This is a genomic window from Clostridium moutaii (assembly GCF_041205085.1).
Lineage (GTDB): Bacteria > Bacillota > Clostridia > Clostridiales > Clostridiaceae > Clostridium_B > Clostridium_B moutaii.
Genome location: NZ_JBGEWD010000002.1, coordinates 104,382 through 126,796 on the forward strand (window position 1 = coordinate 104,382; position 22,415 = coordinate 126,796).

The window sequence follows — 22,415 nt, forward strand, 5'->3', positions numbered from 1 at the left end:
ACGTAAAATCCATTGAAAAAAATAATGAAATACAAAGAGATGACCTCTATACAATATAGGGAGTCATCTTTTCGTATTTACTCTTCTATTTTGATACATATATGCCAATGGCTTGTTCCTTGAACAGCTTATAAGCTTCCAAGGCTTCAGCCGCCTGCTCAGTGGAAAGGGAATCATATCGGGTCTGCCTGTCAAAGCTGAACCCTCCATCAACCTGATAACTTAAAAGCAGATCCATTAAGTTCTTGCCATTTTTAGTGAACTCACTTCCTGCAGGATCCACCCCATTGCTGCAAAGGGCTATTATTACCTGGGATAAACTCTGGCTGTTTGATACACCCATGGAAGAATATCCTCCATCACTGTCCTGCATAGAAGAAAGTTTTTCAATTCCATTATCTACAATCTGTTTCACATCTTGCCTGTTTCTGTAAGGTGCCAAGGCTGTAAGAGCCATAGCCGTCATATCCGTATCCGCTTTGTCACTAATACTCCATCCATTATCCGTTGTCTTGGAGGATATTATTTTATCTATTAATTTATCTTTGTTCAACAGTGCATTGTCCGGCACATCAAAATTCCCGGAATCCAGAGCTATAAGTCCAAATATGTATGCATTTACACCTTGGTTGTCCATATTTGTGTTATTGTATATTTTTTCTACTAAATTATATCCTCCGAAACTCGTAGGATCCTGTCCTATGGATGATAGAACAATTGTCATTCTTTCATAATCTGTAGGATCAAAAGAATCTATTCCCTTGGAATTCAAGGTATTTTTAAGAGAATCCAGATAACTTGAAGGTATTTCTTTTCCATGCCTGTATACCACAAGCGCCTGCCAATCATCTTCAATTTCATCTTTTAAAATTCTGTCTACAGTTGTATTAAGTGCATTTTCCACCTGAGATTTATAATTGTAATCCTGGGAAGCCAGGCTCAATTCGAAGGTATACTTGGCATCATCTTTTATATATCTGCTTCCTACAGAGTGAGCTTTACTCCCTATATTCAAAGTATAGGTTTCACCCTGCTTATATCCACCTTCTGGGGCATCTACCTCTATCTTGTTGTTGTCAAGCAATTTTATATTGGTGGATACCACATTGCCCTCACTATCCGTTACAGTTATAGCATTCTTTGTCTCATCATCAAAACCTACATACTGGTTGAATTTTATGGTCCAAGATTTATTTGGATCAGTTATGGATTTATCTGCTGAGGCAGCCTTTACAAAAGAAGGTTGAGCCAACAATGTTGAAGTTATTATTGTCCCCAAAACAGCATATTTTATCTTTGATCTTAACATTTTATCTTTTCCCTCCCATATACAGTTATTTTAATAAATACAACTTAGTTGCTGTATCCATTTTCAACATACTTCCAGATTACAGCATCGCCGCTGTTCAACACATATTGTCCGCTTCCAACACTTGCCTTGCTGAATTCAGACTGTCCTTTTTTCTTTACATAATAACACCAGCCGGATAGAGGGCCTTCCGCTTTTTCCTTCAACCCATTTATATCTGAAAAATAAACAGTAGACCCGGTTCCCTTAGTGGTATAATTTATTTTAGCTTCATCCAGAGCTTTTTGAGTTATATATCCCACAGTTTGTCCATCTATGCTGTCCAGATTTTTCTGCAAAACTACTGTATTTCCATGTACGGCATCAATAATTTCAATAGAAGATTGTTCTACTGGCTTCTGGGAACTTGTGCCGCTTGTGCCGGATGTCTGGGACGAGCCTGCCTGGCTGGAAACAGCCTGCCCTGCTTGACTATTTCCTTTTGAAGTCGTATTTGAACTATTTGAATTTGAATCAGATGCTGCAGCTGCTTTACTAGATACTGCTGAAGTACTGGAGCCCTCTTTAGCTGCAGATTGACTTTTATCGGATTTAGACACGTCCTTAGACTTTCCCTGAGTTTTTTCAGCACTCATCTGTTTATTTGTAGTAGTACTTGTATAGATTCTCTGGGCCTTGATTGCGAATACAAATACCACCACACAGACCACAACAGCAGATATAATCACTGCATACTTTTTCTTTTTATTTCTCATTAATTCCATCTCCCCCTTTAATACCTATATAACTTATAATCAATCTTCTCTTATAACGCTGAAGTACTGGTAAAAATCTTTTGTAAAATATAATGGAAAATACAAATGAACTGGTTCCGTGCAAAATATCAAAAATCAATCCAGAAGCATAGGTACCTATAATGGTAGCCAGCTTTATAGGTTTTACAAAAGCCAGTATGTACTGAAGATTCATAATCCAGTCAAACATGAACCCAAATAGAAAACATATAACTGAAAATTTAAAGGCTGAAATTTTTCTATCATTTTTTCCCAGAATCCCGGAAATAATCCCAACAAGACCCCATGAAAACATCTGCCAAGGGGTCCAGGGTCCCTGACCAAAAAATATATTGGATAAAAAAGCTGTAGTACTTCCCACTAAAAAACCCTCATAGGGTCCAAATACGAAACCGGAAATCGCCACCAGAAAAGTCACTGGCTTTACATTGGGAACTACTGCAAATATTATTCTGGAAACAGCTGCAAAAGCACTTAATGTAGCTATAATAGCAATTTCCTTGGTGCCCGAATGACTTTTTTCAAAATAAAAATAACTCATGAAAAGTATTGCAAACACTCCTACAGTACATATAAGTGAAATCCCTGTTTGAAAATTGCTTTTAACTGTAAGTACCATGAGCACTATAATTATAGCAGAAGTAACAGCAATAATTAATTTCTTCATATTGAACACCTTCCAAGGGCTTCTTCCAGTGTGAATATACTGCTGTCCTTATCTCTCAGCAGCTTATTCATAGAAGTGGTATAAAATATTCCGTCCCCCAGTACCTGCTTCTTACCGCCGTCTGCTACAATACTCCCATTGAACATGACCATGTATCTTTTGCAAAAATTACTGGCAAAATCCGTATCATGAGTTACAAGGATAATGGAAGTTCCTTTTTCATTGAGATTCTGAAGCAATTTCCCCAATTTATATTTAAGTCCGCTTTCAAGTCCTCTTGTAGGCTCATCTAAAAGAATGATATCCGGCTGAAGAACAAGTATGGATGCTATTGCAACCCTTTGACGCTGGCCACCACTTAAATCCCTTGGATTTTTCTCCTTTAACTCATATATTTCAAGTTCCTTTAAAATATTTTCTACAATTTTTTCATCATATATCTCGTAATTATCCATGGTAAATTTAACTTCTTCATAAACACTGTCTTTAGACAGATAATCATTGGGGTTTTGAGAAACATAACCTATGTGTCTGGCTATATGTCTTATATCCATTTTTGCAGTGTCCTCACCATAAAGCTTTATAATGCCTTCATATTCCTTAAGCCCCAGAACAGTTTTTAAAAGAGTGCTTTTACCTGCACCGTTGGCACCCATTATTGCCATAAATTCACCCTGTTCAACAGTAAAGTTTATATCTTTCAAAATCTGCTTTGAGCCATATTTGCAGTTTAATTTTTTTACAGAAAGTATTTCTCTTGAATCATCCTGACCCCTGGCCACAGCAGCTTCATCCTCTGCCTTTACAGTAAGAGAACTGTTGAATATTTTCACACGAGCATCTTTAAAATTACTGGGCATGATTTTAAAATTCATATTTTTAAAAAACTTAAGATAATCCGGCATAAACATAAACTGTCTCTTATTACAATTATAGTAAAAATCTCTCTTATCTTCAAATAATTCCAGAGCACCATCATCCATGGTGGCTATGGAATCCACAGTGTCAAACCACCTGTTCACCCTCTGTTCTATTACTATTATGGTTATACCAAGCTCTTCATTTATTTTTTTTGTTATATTCAGCATTTCCTCTGCAGATGAAGGGTCAAGTTGTGAAGTTGGTTCATCCAAAATTATGCAATCAGGCATATATACAAGTGCAGAAGCCACTGCCACCTTTTGCTTTTCCCCCCCTGACAGGGAAGTTATGTCCCTGTCAGCAAGATTAAGTATTCCTGAAAATTGAAGGGCTTCATAAACCCTTCTCTTTATTACCCTTTCATCTACTCCTATGTTCTCCAGGCCAAAAGCTATTTCCCTGTGAACTTTATTCATCATGAGCTGTTTTTCCGGATCCTGAAATACCATAGTTATTTTTTGAGCTCTTTCTTTATGGCTCATATCCTTCAAAGACCTGCCATCTATTTTTATCTCTCCACCTATAGTTCCGCCGTAAAAATTGGGGACTGTCCCCACTATTGCCCTTGCAAGAGTTGATTTCCCCGAGCCGGATCTCCCTGCTATAAGGAGAAAATCATTTTTCTCCAGCGATAGATTTATATTTTTCAAAGACCTTTCCTTTTCCATAGGATAAGTAAAATTCAAATTTTTAATCTCTATATATGCCATATTTCCTCTCCTCGCCATTCAATATTACAGTTAGTGAAATAGCCACTATAAGGGCAAAAATAACGGCTATACCAATATTTATGAAGTTCACAATGGTGACACCATTGTATATATCAAATTGTATCCATCCTTTAAACTGTGCTATTCCATAAAATACAATGAGAGTAATGTTTAAAATTATTACCTGCCAGTCCCTGCTTTTAAATTTCTGCCTTTCATAAACACTTCTGTTTCCGCTCAAGAATCCTCTTACATAAGCTGCTTCTCCTATGTTAAAGGAACCTTCCATAGAATCCTCCAGTAGTATTGACATCACTGGAATATAGCTTGCAGCTTTTTCCCTGGTTTTTTTCTTACCAAATACCACGCCTCTTATTTCATATATTTCCTTTAAATTTTTAAATCTATCCTTCATGCTGGGTATAAGCTTGAAACTTATCATGAGCATGAGAGTTGACTTTGGCATTATGGAGGAAAAATAGGAAACTGCCCTGTCGGAGTCAATCATCAGTTCCAGTATCAAAAAAAGATATATAACCGCCAGAAACTTAAAGCACATCACCAAAGCATATACAAACGCCTCCAGGGTAAATCTTTTATGGAACAGATAAAAAAGTGTTGTTCTCCCTGAACTCACAAAGAGCACATTTAACAGAATTATAAAAAAGGCAATTGGAACAAAATAGTAAAGTGCCGTTTTAAATTTATGTTTTTCACTGCAAAACACTATCATAAATATAATAAATACATACACAGATGCAAGTACTATTGGATTGTCATTAGAAAATATTATCATCATCATGGAAATAAAAACCAGAGAAGCTGTGAGCACGTGGTACTGTTTAAAATCAATGAAGTATCTGGAATTTTCCTGATTTTTATAAGTCATGGATTTTCACTTCCTTTAAGCTGTTTAAAGAATGGCTGTAATCTAGCAGCCATTCTTTAAGTATTCCCCAAAATATTATTTTATAGGTATTTCTATAGTACTAGAAAGTGGATTGTCATTATTATAATATAAAGCCATTGTCAATGTATCCAAATACATGCCATTATCACAAAGAGCTATTCGATAATAATCAATTAATCCCCTCATTGCTTTCATCCAATTTTATGAATTGTGTATCCTATTCAGGCAAATTATTACTTCCTTCTCCAGTACTGCTATCAGAATCATTTATAGTTTCATAAGTCCAATCATGGTAATCAAGTTTTATAAGGTCTCCAGTTTTAGGTTTCATGGACTGAACGCCTTCACTAGCAAATTCTTCATTTACATATATAAACCAACTGGTTCCATAAGACCAATCTGGTGCAGAATTATTTAAATAATTCTGTCCATTTATAGACATGGAATTTATATAGCCACTTTCCAAATCTATATTGTCCACCATAGTTTCCAAATAACCAAGTACAGTTTTATTTCCATCTATATTGAAAATTTGCTTTTTTAAAAGAGTTCCATTATTATCTTTGGTAATTTCTAAAGTGAAAGTTCCTGAATTTCCACTTCCGCTGCCTGTAGTAGGTGATGTCTCATCTCCTATGCCACCGCTGGTAGCTTCACCGTTAAAATAATGAATCAGATCATCCACGATTACAGCTGGTACTACTAACGTACCTCCCAATGCTGTAAGCATTGTTTTGTCGGACATGTTTGATTTCAAGAAATCCGCCGTCTTTGTACTCAGGGTATTATATACCAAAACCATGGGAGCAGATTTTGTTGACGCAAGAGCTGACCCGGAAAGGGCATCTGCAAACTCGTCTCCATTGGGGCCGTCTCCGCTGGCTATATACACATTGTCAAAATTAAGGTCGGCTTTGAAATTTTGAAGTACAGCCAAATTTGTATCAAATCTGGTGGTACCTCCAAGTCTTATGACATTTGGAAGAGATGATTCCAGACTGCTGGCTATAACTGCCGTACCGCCTACTATGTAAGTTTTTGCTATATCCCTGTTTTTCAAGTAATTTTTCACTATCTGGGGAAGTTCATTACTTTGAGACAGTAATATGGGCATTCCCTTTTTTGCAGCTATGGATGCTATTGAAAGACTGTCCGCATAACCGTTTCCGGATGTCACTACAATATTATCAACATCTCCCAGTTCTTCAGCTATTTTTACAGAAGTTTCATATCTGTCCGCTCCACCCAGTCTTTTCACATCATTGACACCAATGTTTTTCAACTGTGATTCCACATTGTCAGAAAGAGAACTTGTCCCTCCAATTACAAATACTTTGTCCACCTTAAGCCTTTTAAGCTCACTTACAGTTTCATCACTCAGTGAATCCTGCCTGGAAAGTATTATGGGTGCATTGTATTTTTTTGCAAGAGGTGCTGCACAAAGAGCATCTGCGTAACCATACCCCTGAGCTATAACTGCAGTAGATGCACCATATTTCCAGCCATCCTGGCTTATCTTCAAAGATGTTTCAATTCTGTCATTTCCTGAAAGTCTGTTTTGATTTGCAGTTGTACTCATACTATCAGTATTTTCTGAATCCGCGTATACATTTCCAATGGAACCGGATACAGCAATTCCAATTACAAACAAAAGCATAACAATTCTGCTTATAATTTTTTTCATATGTTGCATATCATAATACCTCCTTACAATAAATAAAGAGACCTCCAAGGGTCTCCATAATTTACATTTCAGCGTAGCTGTTCGCATATATTTTACCAACTAAAACACGCAATTTTAATAAAACATATAATATCCTCCCCTCCGAAAGAATTAACAAAAATGTCAGGCAGGCTTCCTGGCTATGATTCATCCTACTCCCTTATCTTCCCAGATACATTACCAGTGATATAAACAAGGTTTCATCCTCCATACAGTAGCGGTGGGGCTGCAGTGCTTCTTCAACTTTTCCTTTTGACTGTTAAAACAACAGCACCTAACATCAAATATTAAATTTTTACAAACAATTTATTACCTTATTGTTAAGTATATGATATAAATTTTATCCAGTCAATACATATTAGATAAGATTGCAGGACAAAATCATTAAGGTAAATCTACGTCCTAAGCTTTTATAATTATCTTTCCTCTCTGGAATATGGAATTCCAAGTGCCTGAGGCATTGCGGAACGCCTTGTTCTCGTTTCTCTTGTAGTAAAAATAAGGACTGCAAAAGTCAAAATATAGGGAAGCATCTGAAGTATGTATACAGGAACAGCAAAGCCGAAAGCCTGAAGGTGAAGCCCAAGAGAATTTATAATTCCAAAAATATATGCTCCCATCATGCCCCGGATTGGATTCCACATTGCAAATATTACAAGAGCTACTGCAATCCATCCCCTACCTGCCGTCATATTTTCACTCCAGGAAGGGGAATATGCAAGTGATATATATGCCCCTGCAGCTCCTGACAACATACCTCCTAAAATCACACATATATACCTTACCAGAAAAATATTTATGCCGGCTGCATCTGCAGCAGATGGATTTTCACCAACAGTTCTCACTATAAGTCCTGCTTTTGTTTTATACAATACAAACCAGATTACAAAAACCAGTATAAAACTTAGATATACCAGAGCATCATTTTTAAAGAAGATTTTTCCTATTACAGGTATCCCATTCAAAAATGGTATACTTATTCCCTTAAATGATACAGAGGGAAGCACCCCTATATAAGATTTTCCAAGATAGGCACTAAGTCCTGTACCAAATATAGTAAGGGCTACACCGCTTGCCACCTGATTTGCTTTCAATTTTACAGTAAGAATTCCATGGAAAAATGCCAAAATTGCACCAGCACTGCAGCCCGCCATAAAACCCATCCACTTATTTTCAGTATGAATACTGACTAAAAATCCCACTACGGCTCCTACAAGCATCATACCTTCCACTCCAAGATTCATAATTCCCGACTTTTCAGATAGAATTTCACCAAGACATGCATATAACAGAGGAGTACCTGCAACAATTCCCGCCGCAATCACTGAAATCATAAACGTACTGTTCATATGATCAATCTCCCTTCCTCACCAATTTATACTTAAGCAATATTTCACTGCCCAGTACAAAAAGCAGTATAGATCCCTGAAACATCAAGACTGTGCTCAACGAAAAACCCGATGTCTGCAGATTATATCCTCCTACAAAAAGTCCACCCATAAAAAGTGAAACGATCATTATGCAAAATGGATTCAGACTTGACAAAAGGGCGATTATAATCGCCGTATATCCATATCCAGGAGATATATCCTGCTGGAGCCTGTGAAGGGTGCCTGATATCTCTACCATACCAGCTATTCCGGCTATTCCTCCGCTTATAAACATGATAATCAATATGTTTTTTGCATAATTCATGCCTGCATAAATCGCTGTATCTTTATTACTCCCGCTCACTTTTATTTCATATCCCCATTTGGAATACTTGAGAATCAAAAACATCAGTATTGCAATTATAAATGCAATAAAAAGTCCTGCATTTATATCTGTATTTCCAAAAGAGGGTAAAGTTGCGTTTTGTGAAAAAGTTGCAGTTACAGGAAAATTTTTGCCTTCAGGATCTTTCCATGGTCCAAATACCAGATATTGAACCCACAAAATAGCTATATAATTTAAAAGCAGTGTGCTGATAGTTTCATTTATATTTAAAAATGCCTTTGGAACTGCCGCTATCAGAGCCCATATTCCCCCTGATATAAAACCGCATACAAGCATCAGCATCAAAAGTTCTCCCATAGGAAGCTCCGGGAACTTAAGCGCAACCCAGGAAGCCCCAAAAGCTCCCATAAAAAATTGACCTTCTCCCCCTATATTCCAGAGCTTCATGCGAAAAGCCAGTGAAACTCCAAGAGAAGTGAGCATCAGTGGAATGGATTTTGCCACAGTTTCAGAAATACCATATAAGGATCCAAATGCTCCTGAAAATATCTGATAGCATACATCTACCGGATCATTTCCAGTGATGGCAATTATAACAGATGAAAATACAATCCCACCGATTAAGGACACAACAGGAACGGTTATTTTTTTTACAATGGAACAAGAATTTGTTTTTTCTAACTTCCACCTTATAAAATCTGGTCTAGCCATTATAATCATCCCTTTCATTCCCATACATCATAAGTCCTATTGATTTAACATTAACTTGACAAGGTTTTACTATGCCCATTATGGATCCCTGGTGCAGTACAGCAATCCTGTCTGAAAGCTGTAATAAATCCTCAACTTCTTCACAAATAAGGAGAATTGCCTTGCCTTTATTTCTCTCGTCTATCAGAAGTTTTTTTATATATTGTGAAGACCCTATATCAAGACCTCTAAATGGATATGAAAGAACAATTATATTAGGATGTAACTCAATTTCCCTCGCCAGAAGAAGTTTTTGCATATTTCCTCCAGACATTATGCTGACTTTATCATTTATAGAAGATATCTTAATACCAAATTGTTTAATTACATTTGATACATTTTTACATATTTTGCCCCAGTTTATATAAAATCCAGGAGCATATCTATAACTTTCAAGTATCATATTTTCGCAGATGTTCATATTTCCAACAAGTCCTGTACTCATCCTGTCCTCAGGCACATAACCTATCCCACTTTCTATATGTTTTCTCCTGTTTTCATTTATACAGCTTGATCCATTTAAAATTATATCGCCTTTTTCAATGGGAACAAGTCCTGCAATAACTTCCGCCAGTTCCCTCTGACCATTATCATCGATTCCTGCAATACCAAATATCTCTCCCTCATGTATACTAAAAGATATATCCTTCAACTTTACAGATCCTTTTAGAGAATAACAGCATACATTTTTTAATTCTAAAACTTTTCTCTGTTTTATTTCAGCTCTTTTACTTAAAATATATATTTTACCTTTTCCCATCATCATTCCTGAAATTTTGTTTTCTTCCACATGTCTCGTATCAAATGTACCTACTGATTTGCCATTTCTCAATACTGTAATTCTATTTGTATTTTTTATAATTTCTTTCATCTTATGAGATATTATTATAATGGATTTTCCTTCTTTTACAAGCAAATGGAGCGTATTATAAAAGGACTCTATCTCATTTTCTGTAAGCACTGCAGTAGGTTCATCCATTATAAGTACTTTTGCTCCATGCATCAGCACTTTTGTAATTTCAACTTTTTGTCTTTCCCCTACTGTAAGCTGCCATACCTTTGCATTCGGATCTACCTTCAACCCATATTTTTCAGCGCTTTTTACAATCTGATTGTTTATAAGCTTCTTATTATAAATTTGTTTTAAATTTTTAAGGTCAATCATTATATTTTCGGAAACAGTGAATGCATCCACCAGTTCAAAATGCTGATGAACCATTCCTATACCGCAGGCTATGGAGTCTTTTGGTGAATTAAATTCCACAGCTTTTCCATTTATTTTTATCTTACCGCTGTCCGGCTTGTAAAGCCCTGATAGTATATTCATAAGAGTGCTCTTTCCTGCTCCGTTTTCCCCTAAAAGTGCATGAATCTCCCCTTCATTTAATGAAAAACAAATTTTGTCATTGGCAGGTACCTTAGAAAATTGTTTGGATATATTTATCATTTCAACTATTGGTGTTTTTTCCATGCTATCCCTCTCAAACCTTTAAAATCTGCATACCGACTCTTTAAAAAAGCCGGTATGTGAAAATACTATATTCTATTTAGAAATTGTTCCTTCAATGCCTTTTACAAACCAGTTAATTGAAAGCATTTGTTCATCCGTAAGTTTCTGACCTTTGGCAACTTTCAGGTTTCCTGACTGGTCATATATAGGTCCTTCAAATACATTGAGTTTTCCATTTATAATATTGCTTCTATCTTTTGAAACCAATGACTTTACATCACTGCTTACCATACTTCCGTAAGGCCCTATATCGATTATTGAATTATCTTCAATTCCACCCCAATATTGTGATGACTTCCATGTACCATCAGCTGCAGCTTTGACTGTTTTCACATAATACGGACCCCAGTTCCACACTGCTCCCCCAAGTACCGCTTTTGGAGCTTTGGACCTCATGTCCGAACTGAATCCAATTGCATACACTCCTCTTTCCTGGGCAGTCTGGGGCACAGTTGTAGAATCCAGATGCATTGCAAGCACATCAGCACCCGCATCTATAAGACTGTTGGAAGCTGTTTTTTCAGTTGCCGGATCACTCCAAGAATTTGTATATACCACTTTAACCTTTACGTTTGGATTTACCGATTGGGCTCCCAGTGTAAATGCATCAATATTTCTTACCACCTCAGGTATAGAAAATGGGGCTACAAATCCTATTACATTGCTCTTTGTATACTTTCCTGCAATGACTCCAGAAAGATATCTGCCTTCATAATCACGTCCAAAGTATGTACCTAGATTACTTGACGTTTTATATCCACTGCAGTGCATAAAAACTACATTCGGAAACTTTTTTGCCACATCAGTCATATAATCCATATATCCATAAGTTGTCCCAAATATAATTTTATTTCCTTTTTGGGCAAGCTGCGTAAATACTTTTTCTGAATCGGCAGTTTCAGGAACATTGTCCACATATGTCACTTCTGCATTTGGCATATGACTCATCAGATATTTTCTTCCCTGCTCCTGAGCAAAATTCCATCCTGCATCACCTATAGGGCCTTCATAGACAAAAGCAACTTTAATCTTTTTATTACTTGAAGCAGATTGCTCCTGTGTCTTGCTTTGACATCCAACTATAAAACTTGACATTGCCACAATGACACACAATAAAATCAGATTGATTTTTCTACATCTTTTCATAAAATTTTTCCTCCCATATTATAATTCATCATCAAAAAATTTTTGAGCAAAACAAAAAAGGGACCCCCTACGGATCTCAATTATTTACATCTTAATGTAACCATTTACGTATATCTTACAAATAAAACGCAATTTAGCAAAATGTATAATACCTCCCTCCGAAAGAATTAACAAAAACGTCAGGCAGGCTTCCTGGCTCAGATTCATTTTACTCCCTTATCTTCCCAGATACATTACCAGTGATATAAACAAGGTTTCATCCTCCATACAGTAGCGGTGGGGCTGCAGTGCTTCTTGCACTTTTCCTTTTAACTATTAAAAACAGCACCTAACATTAAATATTAAATTTTTAAAAACAATTTATTATCTTATTGTTAAGTATATGATATAAAATTTATCCAGTCAACTTATATTTAAACCAAATACTCCTAAAAAAGAAGTGAGCTACGTTTTCACATAAATCACTTCCTGTATATTATATCACGTATACAACACATTTTGACATAGTATATTATCTACTCACAATATCTGCATTTAAGCCTGCTTTCAAATTCTTCTATAAGTTTATCTCTAAATTTTGGATGAGCAATTTTTATAATCTCTTTATGTCTTTCTCTCAATGACTTTCCTTTAAGCTGGGCTATTCCATACTCAGTAACTATATACTGTATATCATTCCTTGAAGTTGTAACCGCCTCTCCCTTATTTAGAAAAGGAACTATTCTTGATATTTTTCCGCCTGCTGTAGTGGATGATATGGCCATAATGGATTTTCCGCCTTCAGCCATACTTGCCCCCCTTACAAAATCAATCTGTCCGCCGACACCGCTTATCTGCTTCACTCCTATACTTTCAGAAGATATTTGTCCAGTCAAATCTATCTCCACACAGGAATTTATACACACCATTTTATGATTTTTCATGATAACCATGGGATCATTTACATAGTCTACGGGATAACATTCAACCATAGGATTGTCATCTACAAAATCATATAATCTGTTACTTCCCATGAGAAAAGTAGTGATTATTTTCCCTCTGTGGATGCTTTTTCTGCTGTTTGTGATAACGCCGGATTCCACCAAGTCTACAACTCCGTCAGATATCATTTCAGAATGTATTCCCAAATCCTTTTTGTCTTTTAAGAATGAAAGCACTGCATCGGGAATAGCTCCTATTCCGAGCTGAAGAGTGGACCCGTCTTCTATTAGAGAAGCACAGTACTCGCCTATTTTCTTTTCCACATCCCCTATCTTAGGAGATTCCATTTCAATTATAGGTCTGGAACTTTCAACTATATAATCTATGTTTGAAATGTTTATAAAGCAGTCTCCTAAAACTCTAGGCATATTTTCATTCACTTCTGCAATAACCAGTTTGGCGCACTCTGCCGCCGGCTTTATATAATCATTGGACACTCCAAAACTGCAAAAACCATGTTTGTCCGGCTTGCTTACCTGAATCAGTGCCACATCTACGGGTATATAATTCTCTTTAAACAACTTAGGGACTTCATGAAAAAAGCAGGGAATATAGTCTGACCTTCCAGAGTTAACAGCTTCTCTTGTATTCTTGCCGAGAAATAAAGAAGTGTAGTGGATATATTCTTTCAGCCCTTCCTGTACATATTCACTTTCAGACATGGACAGCATACTGTACAGTTCCACATCTCTATATTTTGTCTTATTTCTTACCAGGGCATGTAAAAGCATCATAGGTTCTGCAGCCGCATGTCCAAAAACCACGTTGTCACCAGACTTAATTTTAGACACAGCTTCATCAGCATTAACCAGCTTACTTTTATACAAACTTTTTAATTTTACGGAAACCATTTCAACACCATCCTTTCAATTCAATATTAACATATTAGTATATAATATAAAACTTATCCAGTCAATAAAAGACAAACACGTCCGAGATGCGTATTTATATGGCAAATTTAAAATAGATAATTTTCTGTATATTTTGAATATTATCCATTTTAATGCTATAATGTGAATATATTTTTCCACTCCTTCTTCTGCATATTCACTTTGAGACATAGGTATCATATTATATAGTCCCAAATTCTTATATTTTTCCTTATCCTTTATCAATGAATGGAGAGGAAACAAAGGCTCTCCACGACCCTGTCCGAAAACTACATTATCACCATTCTTGATTTTAGATACAGCTTCATCTGAACTGACTAATTTATTCTTATATAAATTTTCCAGCTTCATAGAGATCATTTTAAAACCACCTTTTAAAAGATTTGATTTACTCTACTCAAAATAAAAAAGAGAATCCAAATGGATTCTCTTTTTTATATGTTAATACAACTGTTTACAAATCAAAAATATACTGCATAATGTACAAAAGTCATGCAAAATATCGCCTTCCGGCAATACTCCTTAACCTTCACATATGCAACAGTTTGCTTAAGCCATGTAATATCTCCCCCTCCGAAAAAATTAACAACATATTAGGCAGGCTTCCTGGCTCAGATTCATTTTACTCCCTTGTCTTCCCGGATATAACCAGTGACATAAATAAGGTTTCATCATCCATACAGTAACGGTGGGCTGCAGTGTTTTTTACACTTTTCCTTTTAACTGTTATTTAAATGTCCTCCAAAATAACAGCACCTAACAGTACATATTAAATTTTATAAAATACTTGATCTTACTTGTAGTATATCAAAAATTTTTACAAGTCAAATACATCTATATTAGTTACTGCTTTTGAAGATTCTTCAGCAAGTTTCCCTACTTCTTCTGCAACTACTACAAAGCCATTTATATTATTAGCTCTTTTATTTTTCCCTTTATCTTCTCATCCAATTTTACATTATAATTTTTTAGTGATACATTTATATTTAGGCCCAATGAAATTCTTACTGCTTCCTTTAACGCTACTATAAAAGGATCTACCTGATTGTATAATTCCATAAGCCCATTTATTTTCTTCTGATAATTTGATATTTTATCCAAATCATTATTTAGAAATGCCTTGTAAGTGTCAATAAAAAGGTTAGCTTTTATATTAGTAAGGCCCCCTATTATACCATCTCCACCGCAATTTAAATTAGGTATCAAATATTCATCAAATCCAGAAAATATAGAAAAATCTTTTTTATACGACTTAACTTTTTGTACATAACCTCTTACATTGCTTATAGAATCAGTCGTATCTTTTATACCGACAATATTTTCAAATTCGGTTACCAATTTAAGCACGAAATTCGGAGATAAGTTTGTAGATGTCCTTGCAGGAAAATTATAAAGCAAAATAGGGAGTTTAGTATTTTTGGCTATAGTTGAATAGTATTCATGGACATACTCCTCATTCAAACTGAAAAAATATGGGGTTATAATTAAAACGGCATCTGCACCACATTCTTTAGCATATTTATTTAATTCTATAACTTCCTTTATATCATTACTTCCTGTGCCAACTATTAGCTTTACCCTTCCACCAACAACTTCACTTATGAATTTTACATAGTCTTTTTTTTCTTTCAGTGAAAGATTAAAAAATTCTCCTACACTTCCCAGAGCAACAATACCATCCACTCCATCTGAAATCAACTTTTCAACTAAAATACTTTGATTTTTTGTATCTACTGTTCCATCATCATTAAAAATAGTAACCATAGGTGTAATTATTCCCTTAAACATTTCAATCTCTCCTTGTATAATTAATTTATTTTTGTATCATTTCTTTAGGAAATTCAGTAAACAACTCCGTACCCGTATCTGTCACCCGCAATATATCAGTTATATCCACAAAATCCATTCCCCTTAAACCCTTATGCAGGGCATCAAATACACTAAATTCCACAAAATACTTGCTGAAACCAACTCTAGGCGAATCAAATCCCATATCTTCTTTTATTACCTGCACTAATTTTTCACCTAAATTACTCTGAGGGAAAGCATATCCTACTACATTTGAAATAACACAGTTCTTTTTTATAAATGGTAAATCTATACCTAAAGTGATACAGACACACTTTCCACTGGCAGGAACAACAAGAGCCATACATTCAATACTCGTCAATCCGGTATAATAGATTAAATTTTCTCTATCTACCAACACAGCTATGCTATACCTGATTTTAAAAGTTCCTGCTGAAATTTAATGAATCTTTTATCATATATTTTCTCCATAAAACTCCCTCCTGCAGTTGTCCGTTTAAACTTCCTGTTCTATACTTTACAACATCTACAGTTATATACTTAAACCCAAAGCTCTTTAGATACATTTTCAAATAAATTATACATTTTTATACCCTAATGTTTCAGAAATCTTCATAATAATCTCTTTAAGATCTTTTGCAATAAGATTCATTTTTTCATGGTTCATCCTGCTTGTAGGTCCTGATATGCTAATAGAACCTACAGCTTCGCCATTATAATCCATTATAGGTGCTGCTACACACTTTAGACCAACCTCTATTTCTTCATTATCAATGCAGTACTTTCTTTTCCTTATTTTCTTTAACTCTTCTTTCAGCTCATTTGAATCCGTAATTGTATTACAAGTAAATTGATGGAATTTAATATTTTTCATAATTTCTTCTGCATCTTTTTCTGGCATAAAAGCTAACACTGCTTTTCCCACCCCAGTACAATATACATGTGCCCTTTTGCCAACTTGGGAACTCATTTTAATGCCACTTTCCCCTTCTACCTTATCTATATATATTATCTGATTTCCATCCCGCATGGCCAGGTGAGCGGTTTCGTCATATTTATATACTAATTTTTTCAGGTAAGGAAGTGAACTTGTTCTCAAATCCATACCATCTTCAACTAATTTTCCTAATTCAAAAAGCTTTATTCCCAACCTATATTTTCCATTTTCCAAATTTTGTTTCAAATACCCTCTGTTTTCCAACGTACTAAGAAGCCCAAAAGTAGTACTCTTGTGAAGATCTAATCGATTGGCAATCTGGGTCACTCCCAATTCATTTTCTCTCTTTGAAAAACATTCTAATATTTGTAAGGCTCTGTCCACCGATTGAATTAAATTTGATTTACTTTTTGGCATCTTATATACATTCCTTCCTTATTTTACATATAACATCTCAGTTACTTACATTTATTATACTTTTGTTTTACATAGCTGTCAGCTGATAATTTCACCATATCATACACTTTCTTTATGGGTATATTATATTCTTTAGCTTTAGCACAACATTCACCATATTCAGGAGATATATTCGAGATTTCGTCACCGTAAAATGCTATCTTTATTGAAATTTCACCTAAATCAGTGGATACCTTTTCCATTTTATAGTAAAGCATATATTTATGAAAATTAAATACTTTTACTCCAATAGTAGTAGTTTCTTCAAATATAGTCTTTAAAACTCTGTCTAAATCTTTTTTCTGTGCATTTACATTTAAAATGCTGGCAATTCTATTTTTCTTAGTAAAAGCAGTTTGCACATACACATCTTTTGCTCCCTGTGAAAATAGTTTTTCTGTTATATACTCATAAAATTGCGGGTTCATATCATCAATATTTACTTCTATTTTTACAGCTTCTCCTTCTTCAGTCAACTGTTTACTGTGACAATTTGCTTTTTCATCCTCTGCTGCTGAATCTCCTATACAAATTCTAAGTAAATTAGGTATATCTAAATCTCTAGTTCCTGCTCCATAACCACAATTTTGAATATTCATAAGAGGTATTTCTCCAAAATCACTGCAAATAGTTGATATAATAGCAGCTCCCGTAGGAGTAACCAATTCATTTTCTATACCATTTGAATAGACCTTAATTCCATGCAATAATTCAACAACAGCTGGTGCCGGAAGTGGTATAATTCCATGAGCACATTTGGCAAACCCAGTTCCCACGTGTATGGGAGAACAATATACTCTTTCAATATTTAACAAGTTCAGTCCAATAACGGCTCCACATATATCAACTATGGAATCCAACGCTCCCACCTCATGAAAGTGTATTGATTCTATAGTAGTATTATGTATCTTGGCTTCAGCCTGGGCTAGTCTTGTAAATATCTTCATTATTTTTTCTTTTACTTTTAAACCTAACTGACTGCTCTCTACAATAACTGCAATGTCACTCAAATGTCTGTGTACATGTTCTTCCTTTACTATGGCATTTACCTTGGTACAACATATTTCCTGTTTCATTACCTTTTTTTCTTCCAGATCAAAAGGTATATTTAGCTTTACAAGTTCCGCCTTTAAATCCTCCAATTTCAGTCCGGCATCTACTAATGCACCTAAAATCATATCTCCACTTATCCCTGCAGCACACTGAAAATAAGCAATCTTCATATCCTATTCCTCCTGGAAATTCCTTTATACATTCAACCTGTATCTACAACAAATAGATACAGGTGAATATATAATCAAGCTATTTTTAAACTATTCTTTTAATACGGATATATCAACACCCCTTTGACGAAGCCATTTAGGAAGTAGTTCTTTATCAACTCTTTCACTAACTTCAGGTGCCTTTTTGAGAAGTAACTCTGCAAGGGATTCACTTACATTCAATGCTCCCATTGCTCCATCAAATATGATAACATTCTTGGTCCCTGTAGCTGCATATGCAAAACTCATTGCTGTTTTAGTATCTTTGACAAGAGCTGCATAATCCATGTAATTCAAATTAAGAGGATCCCGATTAAACAGCTCTGCCTGTTCACTTCCTACAACTAATGTAGGTATATGTTGAGCAAAGAAAGCCGAAGGATACCCTGTCCATGCGTAATTATGAATACACATTTTTATGGCAGGATTTATAGGAGGTATGCTCCCCAATAGAGGTTTACCGTTCTTACCATAGAAAGCTTCAGTATACCAGGTGTATGGGGCCATAGGCCTATCCAAATCATAGAGATCCGTATTGGCACCTGCAAAATTAGCATATATTACTCCCGCCGAAAATACATAAGGAACAGGACAAGGGAAGTCAAGTACCGCTATACATTTATCTATTTCACCAAATAATGTCATTATCTTTCCATATTGCTTACATCCTATAAAAGTTACTTTATTATTCAATTCATACAAATCATTGTTTACATCTACACCCACAATACCATTTGGTGCAACGTCCAAAAATGCTGCAAATGCGAACTTTTTCTGTACAAAATCCGAATCAAAAAGAGCTCTTGCAACAAAATTTGCTCCCCTTGGTCCAAGATTTTGATGATAGGTGGATCTAGTTTCAATACGGGCATAAGACATTCCAAAAGGTTTTACTGCCTTATCCACCTGGCGATGAAAATGTACTTCACGAACGTCACTGTGATGTGCATGTACTATCCAGTCTGCATCATAAACCTTTTTAAGTCCATATAATGTACCTATTTCAGTTTCAATGGGAATTCCTTGATCTACTGGAGCTACCCCTATTGCCTTACCATTAAAATACTTATCCAGTTCATATCTTTTTATATATTCTTCGGTTTCACGAAAACGCATTCCAACACCTGCACGTAGACGCACATCCTTACATCCAGTTCGCTTTTCTATTACATCCTTGATGGTTTTTAAAAGTTCTGCATAAGGTTGTCCACCTAAAAGAGTAAATCCATGATGAGAGGCTAGAATATTAACTGAATGCTCAGGCTTTATCATACTCATGTCAACCTTCATAAGAGCTGCTTCTGCAGCTTTTCTTACTTTTTCTATACCATTTTCTCCTGGAAAGATCACATCAGGCAAATCAGGGAAAAGCTCTTTCAAGTGAATTGAAGTCATACCCGGAAGGTCAGCTGCTCTGGTTTTGACCAAGGATGGATCAATACCATACTGTGATGTTTTTGGAGATATTGGAGTAATTGCTGGTCTCATTATTTATCCTCTCCTTTCTTACATCCATCAATAATTTTGTCTAATACTTCTCTATCTTCTTCAAAATAAAATCCGCGTGAAGAATATTTCTTTTTAACTTCCTCTGGTAAATCCCATGCAGTAGCTGTTTTACCATACCATTGCCATCCACCTTCGACTGGATTGAGCTCACATCCTGCAGCATCCAAAAGCCTTAATATAGGTTGTATACATTCTATGGTACACCCTGTACGAATACCTGTTTCAAGTGAAACTTCCTCTGGAGTTTTTGCTCCTTTTAAAATAGCTGCAGCCACTTCTTCCGCTCTTACCCCTACACAATAGCAAAGGGTTTGCTCTGGATGAAGATGCGCTTTTACACAAAGATCTATTATGTCATCATAATTTACACTATTTACGTCTACACCTATCTCCAAAGGTTTATCCCTTTTTATCATAGTTATAGCATCAAATGGACATCTTTGTTCGCAATTTGCGCAACCCCTGCACCTGTCAGCATCAACTACAGCTTGACGATTTTTAACTTTTATTGCCAGAACAGGGCACACTTTTTCACATGTACGACATGCTTTACATTTATCATTATCTACATAAGGTAAAAGTGTAACTTTTTTCATTGTATTCATTCCCTCCTTAGTATAAAATAAATTACATAAATTTTATTTTCCTAATAATTCATTAGGTTTTATATTTTCCTCCTATATAAAAGTGGTACTCTAATATAGGAGGGGAATATACTCATTTTATTTGATCATTAAACAAATTTTATACTTACACTTCCAAGCCCATGAAAAGAAACTGTAAATATATCTCCTGCCTCGGCTTTTTCTGCTGCCGTAAATGCACCTGCAAGAATTATTTCACCTTTTTCAAGTGCAATATCAAAAGCACTTAATTTATTTGCGAGCCATGCTACAGCTGCTGCAGGATTCCCCCAAACTTCTGCACCTACTCCACTGCTTACCATCTCGCCATTTTTCTCAAACATCATTCCAATCAATTTCAAATCCAAATCTTTAATGGAAGCCATTTTGCTTCCTAAAACCAATCTGGCACTGGAAGCATTGTCTGAAATAGTATCTGCCAATTTAATGTGCCAGTCTTTAATACGGCTGTCGACAATCTCAAAAGAAGGAAAAACTCCTTCAGTGGCCCTGTATACATCTGCAATTGTTATTCCCGGTCCTTTAAGGGTTTCTTTTAGGACAAATGCCAGTTCTCCCTCTACTTTAGGGGCGATGAGCTCACTGCGATTTAATGTGTCGCCTTCAAGAATAAGCATATCATCTAGCAGATGACCATAATCCGGTTCATTTACACCCAGGAGTCTTTGCATTCCACGACTTGTAAGTCCAATTTTCTTTCCTATTATTTTGCGTCCTTGAGAAAGCTTCATATCAATTCCAGCAAGCTGTATATGGTATGCATCTTCAATGCTTAGATTAGGGTACTCCTCTGTAAGCTGTCCTATAGGAGTCTTATTCACCTCTGATGTCAACAGTTTTTTTGCTATTTCTTTATAATTCATATTCGAATCCTCCATCATACATTTTTTATTTCATTTTATTTCTCCATCGCTGACGCAAAGCACCAGCAATAGTTTCTGCCAATAAATCCTTTTTAAGTCCCTTTTGTATTCCCTTTATTAAAGTATCACATCCCAGTTTTGCCTCTTCATGAGGTCCTGGAAGAGCCACTATGTAACTCATGCCCACTTTTCCTACCCCAATGCGCACTCCTTCTTTATGATGTCTGTGATAATCCGGTTTAAATTTTAAAATCCATGGTGTACAAGCCTCTTCATCTATTCTCAATATAGCTTCGACACTAAAATCCTTGTCTTCAGCTCCAACACCGCCTGTAGTTACAATCAATCCATACCCTTCTTCCAGCGCTTCTTCTATACCATTGGCTGCAGCCAATACATCGTCTTTAAGAATGCCTCCAAATTTAACTTTGTATCCTGAGCCTTTCAGAGCATTTATAATATATGGAGAATTGGTATCCTCTATTTTGCCAGCTATAACTTCCGCACCTGAAGCAAATACCTTAGCACGTTTTGAAACTGCCTTTTTAATTTGTGTAGTAAGTCCGGCAGATTTTTCTAGGACATCCTTCGCCTCTTTAGAATCAAGCGCAATAAGCCCAAGTATACCTTCTGAATGTACTGCAGCATTATCTCCTACCTCCACTCCAGAAATTTGAGATAGTCTAAGTAATATTTCCTTTTCCTTTCCTATAACCGATTCAGCTTTAACTTTGCGTTTCATAATGTCAAAAGCCAAAAGTCCAGGTCTTACATCTACAACCATAATTTCTTTGGTTGTCATATTAAGTACATTGGCAACTTTTTCTGCAATTTCGCCAAGATTGGCATTTTTTAAATTTACATCATCAATCCAGAACGTAGTCTTTTCAAGTAAATCCCATTCCAAT

Annotated in this window: 21 protein-coding genes and 3 riboswitches; all 21 genes read right to left on the bottom strand. The window is 35.7% G+C overall.

What is annotated here, in order from left to right; translation table 11 throughout:
• Positions 1-85: 85 nt before the first annotated feature.
• Positions 86-1,309: a prenyltransferase/squalene oxidase repeat-containing protein gene (locus tag AB8U03_RS03190; RefSeq protein ID WP_369703104.1), complete on the bottom strand. Its 1,224-nt coding sequence runs from the start codon at positions 1,307-1,309 to the stop codon at positions 86-88.
• Positions 1,310-1,353: 44 nt separating this feature from the next.
• Positions 1,354-2,064: a DUF4430 domain-containing protein gene (locus AB8U03_RS03195; protein ID WP_369703105.1), complete on the bottom strand. Its 711-nt coding sequence runs from the start codon at positions 2,062-2,064 to the stop codon at positions 1,354-1,356.
• Entirely contained in the window at positions 2,054-2,770 is a 717-nt protein-coding gene (locus tag AB8U03_RS03200; protein ID WP_369703106.1) for an ECF transporter S component, read from the bottom strand. The genes AB8U03_RS03195 and AB8U03_RS03200 overlap by 11 nt, the downstream gene beginning before the upstream one ends.
• Positions 2,767-4,401, bottom strand: a complete 1,635-nt coding sequence (locus AB8U03_RS03205) for an ABC transporter ATP-binding protein (RefSeq protein WP_369703107.1) — start codon at positions 4,399-4,401, stop codon at positions 2,767-2,769. Before AB8U03_RS03205 ends, AB8U03_RS03200 begins: the two co-directional genes overlap by 4 nt.
• Entirely contained in the window at positions 4,382-5,290 is a 909-nt protein-coding gene (locus AB8U03_RS03210; RefSeq protein ID WP_369703108.1) for an energy-coupling factor transporter transmembrane component T, read from the bottom strand. The genes AB8U03_RS03205 and AB8U03_RS03210 overlap by 20 nt, the downstream gene beginning before the upstream one ends.
• 75 nt (positions 5,291-5,365) lie before the next feature.
• Positions 5,366-5,497 carry a hypothetical protein gene (locus AB8U03_RS03215; protein ID WP_369703109.1) on the bottom strand — a complete coding sequence of 44 codons (132 nt, stop codon included), beginning with the start codon at positions 5,495-5,497 and terminating at the stop codon, positions 5,366-5,368.
• Positions 5,498-5,528: 31 nt separating this feature from the next.
• Positions 5,529-7,004, bottom strand: coding sequence for a cell wall-binding repeat-containing protein (locus AB8U03_RS03220; RefSeq protein WP_369703110.1), 1,476 nt, complete (start codon positions 7,002-7,004; stop codon positions 5,529-5,531).
• Positions 7,005-7,143: 139 nt separating this feature from the next.
• Positions 7,144-7,327, bottom strand: a riboswitch (cobalamin riboswitch).
• A 123-nt stretch (positions 7,328-7,450) separates the two neighbouring features.
• Positions 7,451-8,383 (bottom strand): ABC transporter permease, encoded by a 933-nt coding sequence (locus tag AB8U03_RS03225; RefSeq protein ID WP_369703111.1) that lies wholly within the window; start codon positions 8,381-8,383, stop codon positions 7,451-7,453.
• A 4-nt stretch (positions 8,384-8,387) separates the two neighbouring features.
• A complete protein-coding gene (locus tag AB8U03_RS03230) occupies positions 8,388-9,461 on the bottom strand; it encodes an ABC transporter permease (RefSeq protein ID WP_369703112.1) in 1,074 nt (357 codons plus the stop codon).
• Entirely contained in the window at positions 9,454-10,971 is a 1,518-nt protein-coding gene (locus AB8U03_RS03235; RefSeq protein WP_369703113.1) for an ABC transporter ATP-binding protein, read from the bottom strand. Before AB8U03_RS03235 ends, AB8U03_RS03230 begins: the two co-directional genes overlap by 8 nt.
• 72 nt (positions 10,972-11,043) lie before the next feature.
• Entirely contained in the window at positions 11,044-12,156 is a 1,113-nt protein-coding gene (locus tag AB8U03_RS03240; RefSeq protein ID WP_369703114.1) for a BMP family ABC transporter substrate-binding protein, read from the bottom strand.
• A 165-nt stretch (positions 12,157-12,321) separates the two neighbouring features.
• Positions 12,322-12,503: riboswitch (cobalamin riboswitch) on the bottom strand.
• Positions 12,504-12,671: 168 nt separating this feature from the next.
• The gene (locus AB8U03_RS03245) at positions 12,672-13,988 is read right to left on the bottom strand and encodes an acetyl-CoA hydrolase/transferase family protein (protein WP_369703115.1); all 1,317 of its coding nucleotides are present in this window, start codon (positions 13,986-13,988) and stop codon (positions 12,672-12,674) included.
• A 15-nt stretch (positions 13,989-14,003) separates the two neighbouring features.
• A complete protein-coding gene (locus tag AB8U03_RS03250) occupies positions 14,004-14,387 on the bottom strand; it encodes a hypothetical protein (protein ID WP_369703116.1) in 384 nt (127 codons plus the stop codon).
• Between the two features lie 219 nt (positions 14,388-14,606).
• Positions 14,607-14,802, bottom strand: a riboswitch (cobalamin riboswitch).
• Between the two features lie 131 nt (positions 14,803-14,933).
• Entirely contained in the window at positions 14,934-15,815 is an 882-nt protein-coding gene (locus tag AB8U03_RS03255) for a dihydrodipicolinate synthase family protein (RefSeq protein WP_369703117.1), read from the bottom strand.
• 25 nt (positions 15,816-15,840) lie between these two features.
• On the bottom strand, positions 15,841-16,236 hold the full coding sequence (locus tag AB8U03_RS03260) for an aminopeptidase P family N-terminal domain-containing protein (RefSeq protein ID WP_369703118.1): 396 nt from the start codon (positions 16,234-16,236) through the stop codon (positions 15,841-15,843).
• Between the two features lie 177 nt (positions 16,237-16,413).
• A complete protein-coding gene (locus AB8U03_RS03265) occupies positions 16,414-17,190 on the bottom strand; it encodes an IclR family transcriptional regulator (protein WP_369703119.1) in 777 nt (258 codons plus the stop codon).
• Between the two features lie 41 nt (positions 17,191-17,231).
• Entirely contained in the window at positions 17,232-18,452 is a 1,221-nt protein-coding gene (gene larC, locus AB8U03_RS03270; protein WP_369703120.1) for a nickel pincer cofactor biosynthesis protein LarC, read from the bottom strand.
• A 90-nt stretch (positions 18,453-18,542) separates the two neighbouring features.
• Positions 18,543-19,979 (bottom strand): hypothetical protein, encoded by a 1,437-nt coding sequence (locus AB8U03_RS03275; RefSeq protein WP_369703121.1) that lies wholly within the window; start codon positions 19,977-19,979, stop codon positions 18,543-18,545.
• The gene (locus AB8U03_RS03280; RefSeq protein ID WP_369703122.1) at positions 19,979-20,596 is read right to left on the bottom strand and encodes a 4Fe-4S binding protein; all 618 of its coding nucleotides are present in this window, start codon (positions 20,594-20,596) and stop codon (positions 19,979-19,981) included. The genes AB8U03_RS03275 and AB8U03_RS03280 overlap by 1 nt, the downstream gene beginning before the upstream one ends.
• 137 nt (positions 20,597-20,733) lie before the next feature.
• The gene (locus AB8U03_RS03285; protein WP_369703123.1) at positions 20,734-21,507 is read right to left on the bottom strand and encodes a 2-keto-4-pentenoate hydratase; all 774 of its coding nucleotides are present in this window, start codon (positions 21,505-21,507) and stop codon (positions 20,734-20,736) included.
• A gap of 25 nt (positions 21,508-21,532) precedes the next feature.
• On the bottom strand, positions 21,533-22,414 hold the full coding sequence (locus tag AB8U03_RS03290) for a molybdopterin-binding protein (RefSeq protein WP_369703124.1): 882 nt from the start codon (positions 22,412-22,414) through the stop codon (positions 21,533-21,535).
• Position 22,415: the final 1 nt, after the last annotated feature.